This window comes from Pseudomonas azerbaijanorientalis (genome assembly GCF_019139795.1).
In the GTDB taxonomy this organism is placed as follows: domain Bacteria; phylum Pseudomonadota; class Gammaproteobacteria; order Pseudomonadales; family Pseudomonadaceae; genus Aquipseudomonas; species Aquipseudomonas laurylsulfatiphila.
This window is the reverse complement of record NZ_CP077078.1, coordinates 922,976-939,612: the sequence shown is the minus strand read 5'-3', so window position 1 is coordinate 939,612 and position 16,637 is coordinate 922,976. Positions and strand designations below refer to the sequence as shown.

The following is a 16,637-nucleotide window of genomic DNA, read 5'->3' as shown; positions in this document are numbered from 1 at the left end:
ATGTGCCGCCCTCTTCGCGAGCAGGCTCGCTCCCACACAGGGTCTGCGTGTAGCAATCAAAGGAAGTACTTGAGGTTGAAGCCGATGTTGTCGCGGTCACGCAGGCCGTTGTCCTGCCCGCCGCCATAGAACTCGGTGTATTGCAGCTCGGCCTCCAGCCTGTTCTGGTAGTTGGCCTTGATCCCCAGGGTGTAGGCCTTGCGACCCTCGATGACGTTGCCCGCCTGATAGCTGTTGCCCTCGAAGTCATCCTTGTAGACGACATAGGGCGAGACGTTGACCCCGGCATACACGTCGTTCCAGGTGCCGTTGAGCATCGCGGTGTAGCTGTAGGAGTTGCGGTTGACCTGGTCGCCGCGCTCGCCACCGGACACATAGGAAAAGTTACCGGTGCCCGCGTAGTAACGGTTACTGCCGTCATAAGCGGTGTATTGCAGGCTGCTGCCTCGCAGGTGCTCGGACGCCAGCTCGAATACGCCGAACATCGAGTCGAATGACAGGCTCGGGCCAAAGTTGTAAATGGTGCCCAGGGACGTGTTGAACGCTTCCACGCGCTCGGCGTTATTGATCTGGCTGTCGAGCGTGACCTGCTGCCCGCCGATGTTGATGGTCTGGCCACCTGCCGCTGCGGCGGCGCCGTTGGCCAGGTCGCCGATCAGGTCGTTGGTGGCGGCGACCCCGATGGGCAGGTTCGGCCGATACGCCACTTCACCGAACACCGACGCCTGGCCCAGGGTGGTGTTGAAACTGAAGCCGTACATGCGAATGTCTTCGGCGTAACGCCGGTGCGCCTGAATATTGCCCAGCACATCCACGGTCGCCAGGCCGTTGGCCAACTGCCCCGCCTGGCTGCCGGCGACACCGGCCAACAGGTTGGTCAGGGCATTCATATCGATGCCCTGGTACCCGCCCAGGTCGGCGGAAATGGTCGGCTCCTTGGCGTGGTAGTTGACCATGTACAACCCGAACTCGGTGCTGTTGAACTCTTCTGCGATATAGCGAAAAGCGAAACCGAACTGTCCGTCGTTGCGCGCGTTGAAATCCTTGCCGACCGTGGCCACCTTGACGGTGTTGCCAAAGGTCGGGGTGACCCCGTTGGCGTACAGGCCGGTGGTGCTCAGGGCCTGGTTGAGCAGCGGGTTGTTGCCTAGCGCGCTGTACAGATCGATCACGTTACCGAAGCCAGGCACCGGGGTGTCCAGCGCGGTACCGCTGAAGTTGTTGTAGGCGGTGTTGCCGCCGTCGGCGAACAGGTCCGTCTGCGAGTAGAACGTGCCGACCGGGTCGATGCGGGTTTCCTTCCAGTTGGTCTGGTAAAAGCTTTCCATGGTCAGGCTGTCGGTCAGGCCGATGTTGAAGCTCAGCGCCTCCACCGGGACCAGCACTTCCTTGACTTCGGCCCCGGGCAAACGGTACTTGGCCGCATCCACCGGGTTGGTGGTGTTGATCCCGCCACGGTAGAAAATCCCTTCGCCCCAGTTGAACACCTGGCGCCCGATACGTACGGTGACCGGCATCTGCGCCACGTCCCAATTGCCATAGAGGTAGGCGTCGAGCAACTCCGCCCGGCTGCCGGCGATATCGCGGGTCTGGCTGGTGAAATGGTCGTCCTGCGGGTAACTCTGACTGGGTTGCGACGGGTTGTTGTTGCGGTAGTAATCGTTGCGTTTGTCCATCAGTTGGGTGTCATAGAACGCGGTACCGCGCACGAACATCCCGTAGTTCTGATAGTTGGCCTCGAGCTCCGAGGTGATCTTGTACACCTCGGAAACCAGCCCGGTGTCGAAGTTGCGATTGCCGTCGTTGGTGTTGACGTCGTCGTTGTTCTTGTCCCGGCCCTGAACCCGCCACAAGCGGCCATAGGACAAGGTACTGTCGAATGAACCGGTGACCTGGTTGTCCAGCACGCTGAACTCCTCGGCCTGCACGCCGTCGACCGCGCACAGTTGCAGCAGCCCTGCCAGGCCCACACCGGGAAGCGCCGCGCCAGACAGGCGAAATCGAGTGCTCATGATCTGTTCCTCTTTCCCTGGATTTATTGTTTTTGTGTGCGTTACTGCGATGGCTGGGGCGCCAATCCCGCACCGGCATAAATCCGGCTGTGTGCGCCGAAATGCCCCAGCAGTTTGAACAGCTGTCGGTTAAGTGCCGGATGGTCGAAGTCTTCGCGCTGCAGCTGATTACCGCGGCTGAAATCGCCGGTGATCGGTGCTGTATCCAACCATTGGCCGATGGCTTGATCGAACGCTGCGGACTCGTCGACGGACTCGGCACTCACCACTTCGCGCAGGTAATCCACCGAGTACGGCGGGTATCGGGTGTCCTGGGCAGAATCGGCATAGGCGTCGAGCATCGGGTGAGGCTGGCCTGTGCGCAGCAAACGACGCAGCCAGCTCGACTGATACTTCTCCACTTCCATGTGCCGGGTCGCAACGCGCTCGATGGACGCCTGCTTGTCCGCCGCGAAACCGGCCAGTGCCTTGCCTTCCAGCAGAAGCAGACTGGCGAGGCCGACACCGGGCAATGGCTTGGCGTGATAAGGCTGGGTCAGGTCCTGAATGTGGTGCAGGCCCCAGCCGAGAAAGCGATAACCCCAATATGGATGGCCGGTGGCAAAGGCCAGTCGCGCCAACCCCATGTATTGATAGGCGCGCCAGTCGGGCCAACTGCGTTGGAGAAATCCGGCAGCGGCGTACACCACCGGGCTCTCATGGAAAAACCCCATGTGGAACGGCGCCTGGGAGCTGTACTGAAACCGCGCGTCACCGAACGGCTGCGGGCCGAAGCCGTACAGCGTGCCGACGTCGCCGGGGTTGTCGCTGAACAGGTTGATGTCGTGGCCGTAATCCGGCTCATCGGCGGCGCTGGCCAACACGGCCAAGGGTGCGACTTGTTCGTGGTCAGCGACGACGATGAAGCGCTGGCGATTCCATGGCGAGAGGGTCTGCTCGACCATGACCTGCTCGGCCTTGAGGTGCTCACGCTCGGGTTGATCCTTGCCCGGCATCGGCTGGATGACCATCGCCAGATGAATCCCGGGATTGATGCGCAGTGCGGTGAGGAAGTCGTGGCGCAGATTGTCCCCGGGCACGGCTGGCAATCGCAGGTTGTCGGGGCGCGGCGGGTACTGGGCGAAGTGCTCGCGGGAGAAGCGCTCCTGCTCGTCGAGCAACGCGCTCACCGCCTCGTATTGTTGCCAGAGAAACTGCTCCAAAGGCTCGACTTCGACCTGCGGTGCATCGCGCAAGGCCGGCAGGTCCTGCAGCGCCAGGTAGCTGCCCACCGTATGGTTGGACCAGCCCCACGCCATCGGCGCCGTTCCACAAAGCAGCAACAGGAGGAATGTCAGCTTCATTGCCTGGTTCTTATTGGATGTGCAGTGAGGGTTGAGCCTAACAACCGACCCTGCCCCTGACACTGTCCAATCTCACCAGAAAAGTTCTCCGATAGCGCCACATGCACGGCGCAAAAAACACCACGCTTCATTGTGGGAGCGGGCTTGCTCGCGAAGGCGGAGTGTCAGTCGCCATTGATGTCACTGACACATCGCCTTCGCGAGCAAGCCGCTCCCACAGGGAGATCTACGGTGTTTTTTCAGGCGGGGTAACCGGTGATTTTGCGGATGCTCTGGTACAACGGCTTGAGCTGTCGATACATGCGCAGGTAGACCTCTTTGTACAGTCGCTCATAGACCTGTTGCGCTTCGGGTTGCGGCAGGAAGACTGCACCGACCCGCGTCATGGCGGCGATCGCCGTGGGGAAATCCGCGTGCAGTCCCAGCCCCACCGCGCAGCAAATGGCCGCACCCAGGCCGGAGGCTTCGTAGACATGCGGACGCTCGGCCGGCAGGCCGAAAATGTTCGCCGTGAGTTGCATCGCGGCATCACTCTGGGAGCCGCCACCGGCGACGCGCAAGCGCGTGATGGAGACCCCCGAACGTTTCTCGATCTTCTCCATGCCCTGGCGCAAGGCATACGCCAGGCCTTCGAGGATGGCCCGGTAAATGTGCGCGCGGGTGTGCACGTCGCCGAAGCCGATCATCGCGCCCTTGGCTTCCACACCCGGCTCGCGGATGCCCGGCGACCAGTAGGGTTGCAGCATCAATCCCATGGAGCCCGGCGGCACGGCCTCGACCAGCGCATCGAAGAGTTGTTCGGGCTCCACGCCCTGGGCTTTGGCCTGCTGCATTTCCCGCAGGCCGAACTCGTTCTTGAACCAGCTGACCATCCAGTAGCCGCGATAGATCATCACCTCGCAGTTGAATTGATCCGGCACCGCCGACGGGTAAGGTGGAATCAACGGGACGATTTCCAGGTAGCGCGAGCGGGTGCTGGTGATCGTCGCCGTGGTGCCGTAGGACAGGCACACGGTGCTGGCATCGACGACACCGGAACCCACGACTTCGCAGGCCTTGTCGGCACCCGCGGCAATCAGCGGCAGCCCCTCGGGAATGCCGGTGTGGCGACTGGCCTCGGCGCTGATGTAGCCCAGGGTTTCACCGGGCTTGTGCAGACTCGGCAGTTGCTCGGGACGCACCGCCAGCGCCTGCCATTTCCAGTCGGTGGGTGCGGCCCATTTCAGGCGTTTGAAGTCGAAGGGCAAGTAACCGACGCAACACCCCACGGAATCGACAAAGCGCCCACAAAGACGATGGGTGAGAAACCCCGAGAGCAGCAGGAACTTGTCGGTCGCCGCCCACACTTCAGGCTGGTGGCGGGCGATCCAGTTGGCCTCGGCCTGGGCGCGGAAGTAGTCCACCGTGGCTTGCGCGCCGACCAGTTTGAACAACCAGCCCCACGGTCCCTTGATACCGCCTTCGACTTCGCTCTGACGCTGATCGAGCCACAAAATGGCCGGGCGCAAAGGCTTGCCCTGGGCATCGACGTTGATCACCGTGCCGCGTTGGGTGGTCAGGGACACGCCGGCAATCTGTGAGCGATCGATCCCGGTTTGCTGCCACACCTGCTGGCAGGCTTCACCCAGTTTCTCCCAGTAATATTCCGGATCTTGCTCGGCCCACCCAGGTTGTGCCGAGTAATAGGCCTGCAACTCGACCTTGCCTTTGCCCAGCAGATTGCCCTGCAGGTCGAAGAGCAGCGCGCGCACGCTCTGGGTGCCATTGTCGATGGCCAACAGGTAACGCTTGTTCGGGTGGTTATCCATGGAGCTCTCTTCAATGGGCATCAGTGCGTGGCATCCGGCAATCCGTGATGGCGTTGCCACAACGCCCGATAACGCTGTATCTCCTGCTGCCAACGCTCATCGCCCCAGCCCAGTCGCGGCTGGCAGAGTTGGCGAATGGCCGCGAAACAATCCTCGCCGCCACGCGGCAGCAGCAGGCCCAGGCGGGTGCGGCGCAGCAGCAAGTCATCGAGATGCAGAACCATTTCCGTCTCGCAGGCAACGGCCAGTTCCGCCCACAAGGTGTCCGTGCTGCCTACCGTTTCGTGGCCCAATCGGGCGATCAGTTGCGCCAGCCTCGGCAGGTCACGACCATGCCGCCCGGCCAGACGCCGCCACTGGCTGGCGCTGAGCCCCGGTATCGCCAGCGGCGGCACGACGGCGAAAACCGGCGCGGCGTCATCATTGAAGGGCCGCTCGAGCATGCTCGCGCAGGCCCTGAGCACTTCGATCGCCTGCGGGCGAAAGGTGGTCAGCTTGCCGCCGGCCAGGGTCACGCAACCCGGCTCCTGCCACAGCACATGCTCACGAGTTTCATTCGACGGTTTGAGTTCACCCGCCACGCTGCCAACCACCGGGCGCACGCCCGACCAGGTCGACAGCACATCGGCTGCGACCACTTCAGCGCCGGGAAATTGTTGAGTGCAAGCCGCCAGCAGATAGTCGAGTTCCTCAGCGCTGATACTCGCGCTTTGATCCAGATCTTCGCGATGATCGAGGTCCGTGGTGCCGACCACCGTGGCACCCTCCCAGGGGAAAACGAACACCGGTCGACGGTCACGCTCGTGCAGGAAGGTGAAGGCTTGCGCCACGGGCAAACGCCAGCCCGGGAACAACAGATGACTGCCACGCAACGGGCGCAACTGGCGAGGCTCATCGGGCAGGCGCAAGCGCTCGGCCCACGCGCCCGTGGCCACGGCCAACACCCCACAACGCAATGTCAGTGATCCGCCCCCCTCGCAGTCTTCGACCTGAACCCCGCAAACACGTCCCTCCTCACGCAGCAATTGCTGCACGCGCACGCCGTTGAGCACCACGGCGCCGTCGGCCCGGGCTTCGCCCAACACGCGCATCACCAGGCGGGCATCATCGGTCAGCGCATCGACAAAACAGGTGCCACCCAGCAGGTCATCTTCCTTCACCCCGGGTGCCAGATACCGCAGTTGCTGCGCGTCATGAAAGTGATGGCTGCGCCGCCCGGCCAACGCGTCATAGATGGACAGCAATCCACCCAGCACCCGCGGTCCGGGAAAACCGCCACGGTAATGCGGCATCATGAAACTCATCGGCTCGACCAGCCCCGGCGCTTCGTCCAGCAGCCGCTGGCGTTCACGCACCGAATCGCGGGTCAGGCGCCACTGGCCCTTGGCGATGTAACGCAAGCCACCATGGACCATTTTCGAAGAGCGGCTGGAGGTGCCCCAGGCGAAGTCGCGCTGTTCCAGCAGCAGGCAACGCCACCCTCGGCGCGCTGCTTCGCGCAGGATGCCGGCGCCGCTGATGCCGCCGCCGATGACGATCAGGTCCCAGGTTTCAGCCGCCAGCGTCGGCAGCACCTGCTGACGCCACGCCGCGTTCCAGTCCAGGCTCATGGCCATCACTCCTGCAACAGCGTGCCAGGGTTCAGTCGCCCGGCCGGATCGAAGTGCCGACTCAATGCCTGCAGGGTGTCCATCGCCAGCGCGCCCTTCTCGCGCAGCAGATACGGCGCATGGTCCTTGCCCACGCCATGCTGGTGACTGATGGTGCCGTGGTTGTCGACGATGGTCTGGCTGGCCGCCTGCTTGAGTGCCTGCCAGCGCGCCAGGGTGGCGGGGTAATCCGCCGCCGGGCGAAACACGTAGGTGGTATAGATGCTCGAGCCTTCGCCGTAGACGTGGGACAGGTGGGTGAACACGTGGACCCGTTCGCCTTGCGCCGCCAAGGCCTCACGCAGGCTGGTTTCAATCAGCGTGAGCAGGTTATCGACGTTGCTCCAGTCGGTGGCCGTTTCCAGGGTGTCGACCACGTAACCGGCGTTCCACAGGTTCTCGCGCAGGTAGGGAAAGCGGAAGCGGTTCTGCGCCCACTTCTTGCCGAGCAAGGTGCCGGTAAACACCCCGCCGAACGCCTTGAGATGCTGCCGGGCCTGACGCAGGGACAGCGCATTTTGCCGACGGTTGCCGGTCACACCGAACGTCAGCAGGCATTTGCCCTCACCGGCGCCGCGCAGGGCCAGGTACTTTTCCAGCCAGGCGATCTGCTGCGGGTGACCGGCCAGTGCCAGCTGGGTTTCGGTTTCCACCGCGTTGGACAGGCGCAGCATCGACAGCGGCACGCGCGCCTGGGCCAACTGGCGGATGGCTTGCAGCGCCTTGGGCCAATCGGGCAGGAACACCCCGTAGAAACGTTCATCGGCGGGCAGTGCGCTGACCCGTACCTTGACCTCGGAAATGATTCCGAAACGGCCCTCACAACCCAGCACCAACTCGCGCAGATCGGGGCCGGCCGCCGAGGCCGGAAAGGAGGGAATGTCCAAAGGTCCGGCAAAGGTTTCCAGGGTTCCGCCAGCGAACAGTTGCTCGATCCGCCCATAGCGCAATGACTGCTGGCCACTGGAGCGGCTGGCGACCCAACCGCCCAGGGTCGACAACTCCCATGACTGCGGGAAGTGCCCCAGGGTGTAACCACGGGCACGCAACTGACTTTCCACCTGCGGACCACTGGTGCCGGGGCCGAAGGTGGCCAGCAGGCTCTCTTCGTCGAGGTCCAGCAGGCGATTCATCCGCGCCAGGGAAACCGTCACCACCGGCCGCGCAGAACTCGGCGGATTGATGTGACCGGCCACCGAAGTGCCGCCGCCATAAGGAATCAGGCACAGGTCCTGTTCATGGGCGAGCTGCAGTAAACGGCGAATCTGTTCAGCGCTCGTCGGATAGGCCACGGCGTCGGGATAATTGCCCAGCGCGCCCTCACGCAACGCCAGCCAGTCCGGCAGGCTCTGGCCGCGAGCATGCAGCAAACGATCATGGGCATCCACGCTGTACAGGAAGTGTTGCTGCAACCGCGACGGGGGCACGCGGGCCAATGCCGTCTCAAGCGTCGCGTCGGGCAGCGCTCGACCGTCACCTATCCGCCGGGCGAGAAAACTCGCGCCCTGGGCCGGTAGTTCGACCACCGTGGTTGCATCTCCCCAGCCGTTCCAGCGTCGCATGCGTGTGTCCTTTTGCGGTTCTGATCAGTGATATTTCAGGCCCCCATACTAGTCAGCCGCCGGAAAGTGTCACGGTCGCATCGGGCCAGTTCGAGTAGCCAATTGAGTCAAACGTCGCGCAGGCGTCAGCCATTTACTTTAGTCGTGCTTTCAAATTACCTTTCAGCGCATTCATCCGCGCACGCGGGCCTTGATCAAAGGAATACGATCATGCAATCCCTGGGCTTCACTTCCGTTCCGCCGCTGCTCAAATACCTGCGTCATGCCGAACAACTGGGCATGGCCATCGAGCCTGCGTTGGCGGCTGCCGGGTTGCAGGCGCAGCAGTTGAGTGACAACAGCCTGCGGTTGCCCGGTGAAGCCCATGAACGGCTGCTCGATTATTTCTGCGAGCATTCGGGCGATCCGTTGTTCGGTCTCAACGCCGCGCGTTTTGTGTTGCCCAACTCCTGGAGCGTGCTGGGTTACATCACCATGAATTGCGCGACACTGGGCGATGCGATGAGCCGCATCATGCCGTTCGAGAAACTGGTAGGAGACATGGGTGTCAGCCGCGCCGAGGTGCAAGGCAGCGAGGTGCACCTGATCTGGACCTGCCGCCATCAACGCCCGCGAATTCGCCGGCACCTGGTGGAAAACGTGCTCGGCTCCTGGCTGCAATACGCGCGCTGGATCGCCGACACGCAAATGTCGCCGGCCGCCGTCTGGCTGGAACATGCCTGCCCGGCCGACACGACGCTGGCAGAGTACGAGCAGTTCTTCGACTGCCCGGTACTGTTCGACCAGCCTTATTCGGCGCTGATTGTGCCGTTGCCGTATTTGCAGTTGCCCTTGCGCCAGGCCGATGCGCAATTGCTGCGCACGCTGGAGGAACATGCCCAGGGGTTGATGGCCACACTGGAGGACGCGTCGCTGGAACAGCGGGTCAAAAGCATCCTGCGCCAGCTGCTCAAGGAGGGCCTGCCACGCAAGGAGCAGGTGGCCGAACATCTCGCCGTGTCGGTGCGCACACTGCAACGCCAGCTGCATCAGGCCGGTACGTCGTACCAGCAGATCCTCGATGACCTGCGCCAGGAACTGGCCGAGCATTACCTGCTCAACAGCACCTTGCCGATTCAGGACATCGCCCAATACCTGGGTTTCACCGAACCCCGCTCGTTTCACCGCACGTTCAAAAGCCGACGCGGGATGCCGCCCGGCGAGTTTCGCCAAACCCACCGGGTACCGAACGAAGGCTGATGGCTTAAGTCTGAGGGGCTGAAGGCTCAGGGGTTGAAGGTTCAGAGACTGATCGCGTTGGTGAACACCAACCGATTGCCGAACGGGTCGGCGATGGTCATGTCCTGGCTGCCCCAGGGCATGGCCTGAATCTGTGGATGGGAAAATCTGTATTCCCTGGCCAACAGTTGCTGTTGAAACTGCTCCAGCTCATCCGTCTCGATCCGCAGCGCAGAACCCGGCGTGCTGTCGCCATGGTGTTCGGACAAATGCAGCACACAATCGCCACGGGAGATTTGCAGGTACAGCGGGAAATCCGCTTCAAGTCGATGTTGCCAGTCGATCTTGAAACCGAGGAAATCGACGTAGAACTCCACTGCCTTGGCTTCGTCGAAAATACGCAGGACCGGAGTGGTTTTACCGAAGTTCATCGGGTTGCTCCCAGACATTGAAAAACCTGTGGGAGCGAGCTTGCTCGCGATGGTCGTTAACGATGACGCGTCTCTACTGGATAAACGCGGCGCTCTTTTGTCCATCGCGAGCAAGCTCGCTCCTACATAGACGTACCGACCCGCAATGGTAGTCGGGTTTGATGTCAGTCCTTCGGCGCGGAAATGCCAATCTTTAATCTCAAAGTGCCATCACTGTGACGCAATCCGCGAAACTCACTGAAAACCCGTGCGCAAATCCCCTTGCCGCGCCAAAAACCGCCCTTCCCTGCGTCCGTTGGCCTGGCCATCGCGGTAACTCAACACACCGTTGACCCATACGCTCTCGATGCCTTGTGCCGCCTGCTGCGGATCGTTGAAATCAGCCACATCCCGAATGGTCGCCGGATCGAACAACACCAGGTCCGCCCAATGGCCTTCGCGTATTTCACCGCGTGCCTTCAAACCGAAGCGTGCCGCCGACAGCCCTGTCATTTTGTGCACGGCGGTGTGCAGCGGGAACAGTCCTACGTCACGGCTGAAATGTCCGAGCACCCTGGGGAATGCGCCCCACAAGCGTGGGTGTGGGAACGGGTCTTCCGGCAAGCCGTCGGAGCCGACCATCGACAGCGGATGCGCGAGGATCCGGCGCACATCCGCCTCATCCATGCCGTAGTACACCGCACCGGCCGGCTGCAGTTGGCGGGCGGCATCGAGCAACGACAGGTTCCATTCGGCGGCGATGTCCATCAGGTCGCGGCCGCCCATCTCCGGATGCGGCGTCGACCAGGTGATGGTGATGCGGTGGGCATCGGTCACCTGCTTGAGGTCCAGGGTCGATGAACTCGCGGCGTAGGGATAACAGTCGCAGCCCACCGGGTGGGTCTTCGCCGCCTGTTCGAGGGACGCCAGCAACTGCGGACTGCGCCCCCAGTTGCCGGCACCGGCACATTTGAGGTGGGAAATGATCACCGGGCTTTGCGCATGGCGACCAATCCGGAACGCCTCGTCCATGGCCTCCAGCACCGGCTCGAACTCACTGCGCAAATGTGTGGTGTAGACCGCGCCGAATGCGCTCAACTCTTCGGTCAGTTGCATCACTTCATCGGTCGATGCCGAGAAGGCACTGGCATAGGCAAGGCCAGTGGACAGGCCCAGCGCACCGGCCTCAAGGCTTTCGCGCAGCTGCTCGCGCATCACGGTGATTTCTTCGGTTGTGGCGGTACGGAACAGATCGTCGAGGTGGTTGCTGCGCAACGCGGTATGACCCACCAAAGCGGCGACGTTCAGCGTGGTGTTCGCCGCTTCGACCGCCGCCCGATAGTCGCGGAAGGTCGGATAAACGAACGCAGCGGCCATGCCGAGCAGGTTCATCGGGTCCGGCGGATCACCGCGCAAACTCACCGGTGAAGCACTGATCCCACAGTTGCCGACGATCACAGTGGTCACGCCCTGGCTGAGCTTGGGCAGCATCTGCGGCTGACGAATGACCACGGTGTCGTCATGGGTGTGCACGTCGATGAAACCCGGTGCCAGCACATGGCCCTGTGCGTCGACTTCTTCGTTGGCACGGGCATCGCGCAAGTCGCCGATACGCTCAATGCGCCCGCTGAGAATGGCCACGTCGGCGGGATAACCGGGGCTGTTGCTGCCGTCGATGATCAGGGCGTTACGAATCAGCGTGTCGTACTGCATGTCAGTCTCCCTGCGGCAGGTGATCATCACCGACCGGCCGATCTTTCCCCGCTCAGCGTGGGAAAGATCGAATGGCTGAGTTCAGTCGTGCTGCATCCGGGCGCGCTTGAGCAGCTTTTTGCAGCGCTCGGACAAGTGCAGCACTCGCAAGTGTTTTCCAGCCTTGGCGTAGCGCTCGCGCAAGGTGCCCAGCGCGGCGATGGCCGAGTAGTCGACAAAGCTCAGGTGCTGGCAATCCAGGGTCACTTGCGCCGGGTCATTGGCCGGATCGAACTGATTGAGAAAGGGTGTGGTCGAGGCGAAGAACAGCGTGCCATGCACCCGATACAGCTTGCTGCCGTCGTTCTCCAGATGACTGTCGGCATACAACTGGCGGGCCTGCTGCCAGGCAAAGTTCAGCGCCGCAATGATGATGCCGCAGAGCACTGCGGTGGCCAGGTCGGTGAACACGGTAATCACCGTTACCGCGATGATCACCAGCACGTCGTTGAGCGGCACTTTGTTCAGCACCCGCAACGAGGCCCAGGCAAAGGTCTGTTGCGACACCACGAACATCACCCCGACCAGCGCGGCCAATGGAATACGCTCGATCAGCGGCGACAGAAACAGGATGAACAGCAGGATCGACACCCCGGCCACCACCCCGGACAAGCGACCGCGGCCGCCGGAACTGAGGTTGATTACGGTCTGGCCGATCATGGCGCAACCGCCCATGCCGCCGAATGCACCGGACACCACATTCGCCGCTCCCAGCGCCACGCACTCGCGATCCGGGTAGCCACGGCTCTCGGTGATTTCGTCGGTGAGGTTGAGGGTCAACAGGGTTTCCAGCAACCCGACCAGCGCCATCAGGATCGCGTAGGGCGCGATGATGCGCAGGGTGTCCAGATTCCACGCAATGTCCGGCAGCGCCAGCGTCGGCAGACCACCGGCAATGTGCGCCATGTCGCCCAGGGTGCGGGTTGGCAAGCCAAGCAGATACACCGCCAGGCCCACGCCGAGAATCGCCACCAGCGCCGGCGGTACGGTACGGGTCAGGCGCGGCAGTACGTAGACAACGGCCATGGTCACCGCGACCAGGCCAAGCATCATGTACAGCGGCGTGCCGCTCAGCCAGGCCTCACCGTCCTTGAAGTGCTCCAGTTGCGCCAGGGCAATGATGATCGCCAGGCCGTTGACGAAGCCGAGCATCACCGGGTGCGGCACCATGCGCACCAGTTTGCCGAGCTTGAGCAGCCCGAACGCCATCATGATCAGCCCGCCCAGCAACACCGTGGCCAGCAAATACTGCACGCCGTGTTGCACCACCAGCGCGACGATCACCACGGCCATCGACCCGGCCGCGCCGGACACCATGCCCGGTCGCCCGCCGAAGAGCGCGGTCAGGGTGCAGATGATGAACGCGCCATAGAGCCCCATCAGCGGATTGAGGTGGGCCACCAGGGCGAAAGCGATGCACTCGGGCAACAGGGCGAAGGAGGTGGTAAGCCCGGCCAGGACATCGGCGCGTAGACGTTTTGCTTTCATGGGGGGACCGCATACAGAGAGACGAAAAAAGAGTGTGCGGATGTTACGGAATCGAGGGCCGACCGGCCATCATCTGTGTCATCGAAAATGTCTTCGCGAGCAAGCCCGCTCCCACAATTGATCGCGCTCCGTCAGAAGGAATGCGATCGAATGTGGGAGCGGGCTTGCTCGCGAAGAACGATGACGCGGTCTAATAGCGAATCCACACCATCTCGTCGCGAATCCACTCCACCACAGACATGCGCTTCGGCACCCAACCCAACAGTTCCCGCGCAAGACATCGAGCAAGGCTTGCGCCGCGCCACGATGATCGCCTCTGCGCAGGAGTCACGAATCAGCCTTTGAAATCCGCGCTCGCATAATCCGCCAACTTGCCCTGGATAAAGTCCAGGAAGCATTGAATCCGCAAGGCCAGCTGCGAGTTGCGGTAGTACACCGCATTGATCGGCTGGCGGTAGCCGCTGTTGAATTCGGCCAGCAACACTTTCAAGCGTCCGGCACGAATGTCCTCGATGGTCATGAAGTGCGACAGGCTGGCGATGCCCTGGCCGTCCAGTGCCAGATGGCGGATGGTCTCGCCGCTTGAGGCGCTGATCGACGCCTGGATCGGCCAGCGATCGCCATGCACGTAACGCAGCGGCCATTGGTTGAGGCCTTCGTTCTGGGTGAACCCCAGCAGCGTATGGTTGGCCAGGTCAGCCACGGCTTGCGGTGTGCCGTGCTTATCCAGGTAGGCCGGGCTGGCGACGATGTGCAGCGGGCTGCAGCCCAGGGAGCGGGCATGCAGTGTCGAGTCGGTCAGGGTGCCAATGCGAATGGCGATGTCGGTGCTCTGTTCCAGCAGGTCGATGATCAAGTCGTTGCTGTTGAGTTCGAGCTGGATGTCGGGGTAAAGCCTGCGGAATTCCTCGATGTAGGGCACGATGGCGTGCAGCATGAAGGGTGAAGCCGCGTTGATCCGCAGCCGCCCGGACGGTGTTTGCTGGCGTGAGGACAGGCGCTCTTCGAGCTCGTCCATCTGATCGAGAATGCGCTTGGCATGCTCGAAGAAATACTTGCCCTCCTCGGTCAGGTCCATGCGTCGCGTGGTGCGATTGATCAAGGTGGTGTCGAGCTTGGACTCCAGCCGCGACAGCGTGCGGCTGACCGCCGAAGGCGTTTGCCCGACCTGCTCGGCCGCCGCAGAAATCGACCCGCATTCAATCACGCAGACGAATATCTGCAATTCATCGGATCTGGCTTTCACGTGTGTCCCTTATCGATAGTCCTGCGCCGCTTCTTTTGAGTTGTGAGGAACCATTGTGGCGAGGGGGCTTGCCCCCGTTGGTCCGCGAAGCGGACCCACAACCCACTAACGCGGTGGCTCAGGAAGTCACGCGTCAAGCGACTTTACGACGGCTTCGCCGCCGAACGGGGGCAAGCCCCCTCGCCACAAAGGCCCCCTCGCCACAGGAACGGTGCCGGACTCAAATAATCGATAGTAGCCCGAAACAGTCACGCCTTCAGGCCAAACACCTCAATCAAATGCTGCTCATAACGCGCCACGTCGCCTTCGATGTTCGGGCGCTTCATCACATCTACGCACAGGAACGTCGGCAAACCGGTCATGCCCAGGAACTCGTTGGCCTTGTGGAACGGGAAGTAAACCGCGTCCACACCTTTGGCTTCGAAGAAATCGCTCGGGTCGTCGAAGGCTTGCTGCGGGGCGTTCCAGGTCAGCGACAACATGTATTGCTTGCCGTGGATCAGGCCGCCGCTGCCGTATTTCTGCGAGGCGTCGGAACGGGTGCGGCCGTCGCTGGCGTAGAGGCTGCCATGACCTTCGGTGAAGACTTCATCGATGTACTTCTTCACGGTCCACGGCGCGCCCATCCACCAGCCGGGCATCTGGTAAATGATCACGTCGGCCCAGAGAAACTTGGCCACTTCTTCGGCGACGTCGTAGCCCTCGCCGATGAAGGTGGTTTTGATATCCATACCACCGCGATCCAGCACGCTCAACGCGGCTTCATGCAGGGTGGTGTTGTAGCGGCCGTCGGAGTGCGCAAATTGTTTGCCGCCGTTGAGCAACAGGACTTTTTTCATGGAAGGTCTCGGTAAGGGTCGGGAATTCGATGGCGGCAGAGTACCGATCGGCCTCGCGCGGAATAAGCGGCGATTTGGCAAAAGTCATTTGACCTACAAGCACGAATCAGTAGTCGATTATTGCCTTAGACTGGCGCCCATTCTGACCTGAGGAGAGATGTAGATGAGTGAAATCCAGGGCTTCATCCTGCACGCCAAGACCCGTCCGGAAAAATCCGACGCCTTCGAAGCGTTTTTCAGCGGCTACGTGCAAGCAAGCCGCGCCGAACCCGGTTGCATCGAATACCACATGCTGCGCGATAAACAGGACCCGACCCTGTTCATCTTCTACGAGATCTGGCAGTCCCAGGCCCATCTGGACGTGCACTCGAACCTGCCGCACATGAAGCAATTCCTCGAGCAGCGCGATGAATATCTGGAACGAGACTTCGACATCCGCGCCATCGACATGATCAGCCCGTCGTCCGCTAGCCGCTGAACAGCAAATGGCCGCCAAGTACACCCAGGCCAACGAAAAACACGCGCTTGAACCACAAGGCGCTGATCCGCTGGCGCAGCGATTGTCCCAACCACATGCCGAGCATGGCCGGGATCAGCGCCAGCAGCGAGGCGCTCAACTCGCCCCCGCCGAGCGCGCCGCGCCATAGCAAGCCACCGGCCAGGGCCAGGGTCGAGACGGTGAACGACAGGCCCAGCGCCTGCACCAGTTCGTCCCGGCTCAAACCCAGCGCTTGCAGATAGGGCACCGCCGGAATCACAAACACGCCGGTGGCCGAAGTGATGACGCCGGTCAGCAGGCCGCACAGCGGACCGAGCCAGCGTTCACGCTGGGGTCCTACGCGCAAGGTCGGCAGGCACAATCCGCTCAGCGCATACAGCAACAACGCAGCGCCCAACCCTCGCACCACCCAATGGCCAGCGCTCATGCCGATCCACAGCGTGCCTGCCCCGGTGCCGATGAAAATCGCCAGCAACATCGGCCACAGTCGTTTGATCAATCCGGACAAATGCCCGCCGAATGCCAGTTGCCAGACGTTGGTGAGCGTTGCCGGAATGATCAATAGCGCGGCTGCCTGCGACGGCGCCATAGCCAGACCGAGCAGTCCCATGGCAACCGTTGGCAGGCCGAGGCCGATCACGCCCTTGATCATGCCGGCCAGTACAAAGGTACCGATCACCAACAGTGACAGGGCAAATCCGAGGTTCTGGTAAAACGCCGAGAGTGTGTTCATGGGGCTATGGTGAGCCCGCGGGGGGGTGATTGAAAATCTGCCATATACTTAGGCTGCCTCTTGCTTTGACAGAGGCTG

At 62.1% G+C, this 16,637-nt stretch carries 13 protein-coding genes; 2 read left to right on the top strand and 11 right to left on the bottom strand.

Annotated features, from left to right (window positions below; translation table 11 throughout):
* Positions 1-56: 56 nt before the first annotated feature.
* The 5 genes from KSS91_RS04085 to KSS91_RS04065 form a co-directional block, all read right to left on the bottom strand.
* Positions 57-2,012, bottom strand: a complete 1,956-nt coding sequence (locus KSS91_RS04085) for a DUF1302 domain-containing protein (RefSeq protein WP_217837133.1) — start codon at positions 2,010-2,012, stop codon at positions 57-59.
* 41 nt (positions 2,013-2,053) lie between these two features.
* Positions 2,054-3,355, bottom strand: a complete 1,302-nt coding sequence (locus KSS91_RS04080; protein ID WP_217837132.1) for a phospholipase C/P1 nuclease family protein — start codon at positions 3,353-3,355, stop codon at positions 2,054-2,056.
* A gap of 239 nt (positions 3,356-3,594) precedes the next feature.
* Entirely contained in the window at positions 3,595-5,163 is a 1,569-nt protein-coding gene (locus tag KSS91_RS04075) for an FGGY-family carbohydrate kinase (protein ID WP_217837131.1), read from the bottom strand.
* A 20-nt stretch (positions 5,164-5,183) separates the two neighbouring features.
* A complete protein-coding gene (locus KSS91_RS04070) occupies positions 5,184-6,773 on the bottom strand; it encodes a glycerol-3-phosphate dehydrogenase/oxidase (RefSeq protein WP_217837130.1) in 1,590 nt (529 codons plus the stop codon).
* A gap of 5 nt (positions 6,774-6,778) precedes the next feature.
* Positions 6,779-8,374, bottom strand: coding sequence for an FAD-binding oxidoreductase (locus KSS91_RS04065; RefSeq protein WP_217837129.1), 1,596 nt, complete (start codon positions 8,372-8,374; stop codon positions 6,779-6,781).
* Between the two features lie 210 nt (positions 8,375-8,584).
* Here KSS91_RS04065 and gliR point away from each other — a divergent pair, with 210 nt between their 5' ends.
* Positions 8,585-9,613, top strand: coding sequence for an AraC family transcriptional regulator GliR (gliR, locus tag KSS91_RS04060; protein WP_126049152.1), 1,029 nt, complete (start codon positions 8,585-8,587; stop codon positions 9,611-9,613).
* Between the two features lie 41 nt (positions 9,614-9,654).
* Here the strand turns inward: gliR and KSS91_RS04055 are convergent, their stop codons facing one another.
* From KSS91_RS04055 to mdaB, 5 genes are all read right to left on the bottom strand, one after another.
* Positions 9,655-10,023: a glyoxalase superfamily protein gene (locus KSS91_RS04055; protein WP_015093365.1), complete on the bottom strand. Its 369-nt coding sequence runs from the start codon at positions 10,021-10,023 to the stop codon at positions 9,655-9,657.
* Between the two features lie 234 nt (positions 10,024-10,257).
* The gene (locus tag KSS91_RS04050; protein ID WP_217837128.1) at positions 10,258-11,715 is read right to left on the bottom strand and encodes an N-acyl-D-amino-acid deacylase family protein; all 1,458 of its coding nucleotides are present in this window, start codon (positions 11,713-11,715) and stop codon (positions 10,258-10,260) included.
* Between the two features lie 81 nt (positions 11,716-11,796).
* Positions 11,797-13,242, bottom strand: coding sequence for a SulP family inorganic anion transporter (locus KSS91_RS04045; protein WP_095965975.1), 1,446 nt, complete (start codon positions 13,240-13,242; stop codon positions 11,797-11,799).
* A gap of 334 nt (positions 13,243-13,576) precedes the next feature.
* Complete coding sequence (locus KSS91_RS04040) at positions 13,577-14,488, bottom strand: LysR family transcriptional regulator (protein ID WP_217837127.1); 912 nt, start codon at positions 14,486-14,488, stop codon at positions 13,577-13,579.
* Between the two features lie 248 nt (positions 14,489-14,736).
* Positions 14,737-15,327 carry an NADPH:quinone oxidoreductase MdaB gene (gene mdaB, locus KSS91_RS04035; RefSeq protein ID WP_217837126.1) on the bottom strand — a complete coding sequence of 197 codons (591 nt, stop codon included), beginning with the start codon at positions 15,325-15,327 and terminating at the stop codon, positions 14,737-14,739.
* 163 nt (positions 15,328-15,490) lie between these two features.
* Between mdaB and KSS91_RS04030 the strand changes: the two genes are divergently transcribed.
* Positions 15,491-15,805 carry a putative quinol monooxygenase gene (locus KSS91_RS04030; RefSeq protein WP_015093360.1) on the top strand — a complete coding sequence of 105 codons (315 nt, stop codon included), beginning with the start codon at positions 15,491-15,493 and terminating at the stop codon, positions 15,803-15,805.
* Here the strand turns inward: KSS91_RS04030 and KSS91_RS04025 are convergent.
* The gene (locus KSS91_RS04025; protein WP_217837125.1) at positions 15,795-16,559 is read right to left on the bottom strand and encodes a sulfite exporter TauE/SafE family protein; all 765 of its coding nucleotides are present in this window, start codon (positions 16,557-16,559) and stop codon (positions 15,795-15,797) included. The two genes, KSS91_RS04030 and KSS91_RS04025, sit on opposite strands and share 11 nt — an antisense overlap.
* Positions 16,560-16,637 lie beyond the last annotated feature (78 nt).

Coding starts and splice junctions, on each gene's coding strand:
- KSS91_RS04085 (WP_217837133.1), bottom strand. CDS start 2,012: ATGAGCACTCGATTTCGCCTGTCTGGCGCGGCGCTTCCCGGTGTGGGC.
- KSS91_RS04055 (WP_015093365.1), bottom strand. CDS start 10,023: ATGAACTTCGGTAAAACCACTCCGGTCCTGCGTATTTTCGACGAAGCC.
- KSS91_RS04050 (WP_217837128.1), bottom strand. CDS start 11,715: ATGCAGTACGACACGCTGATTCGTAACGCCCTGATCATCGACGGCAGC.
- KSS91_RS04030 (WP_015093360.1), top strand. CDS start 15,491: ATGAGTGAAATCCAGGGCTTCATCCTGCACGCCAAGACCCGTCCGGAA.
- KSS91_RS04075 (WP_217837131.1), bottom strand. CDS start 5,163: ATGGATAACCACCCGAACAAGCGTTACCTGTTGGCCATCGACAATGGC.
- KSS91_RS04080 (WP_217837132.1), bottom strand. CDS start 3,355: ATGAAGCTGACATTCCTCCTGTTGCTGCTTTGTGGAACGGCGCCGATG.
- KSS91_RS04070 (WP_217837130.1), bottom strand. CDS start 6,773: ATGAGCCTGGACTGGAACGCGGCGTGGCGTCAGCAGGTGCTGCCGACG.
- mdaB (WP_217837126.1), bottom strand. CDS start 15,327: ATGAAAAAAGTCCTGTTGCTCAACGGCGGCAAACAATTTGCGCACTCC.
- gliR (WP_126049152.1), top strand. CDS start 8,585: ATGCAATCCCTGGGCTTCACTTCCGTTCCGCCGCTGCTCAAATACCTG.
- KSS91_RS04025 (WP_217837125.1), bottom strand. CDS start 16,559: ATGAACACACTCTCGGCGTTTTACCAGAACCTCGGATTTGCCCTGTCA.
- KSS91_RS04065 (WP_217837129.1), bottom strand. CDS start 8,374: ATGCGACGCTGGAACGGCTGGGGAGATGCAACCACGGTGGTCGAACTA.
- KSS91_RS04045 (WP_095965975.1), bottom strand. CDS start 13,242: ATGAAAGCAAAACGTCTACGCGCCGATGTCCTGGCCGGGCTTACCACC.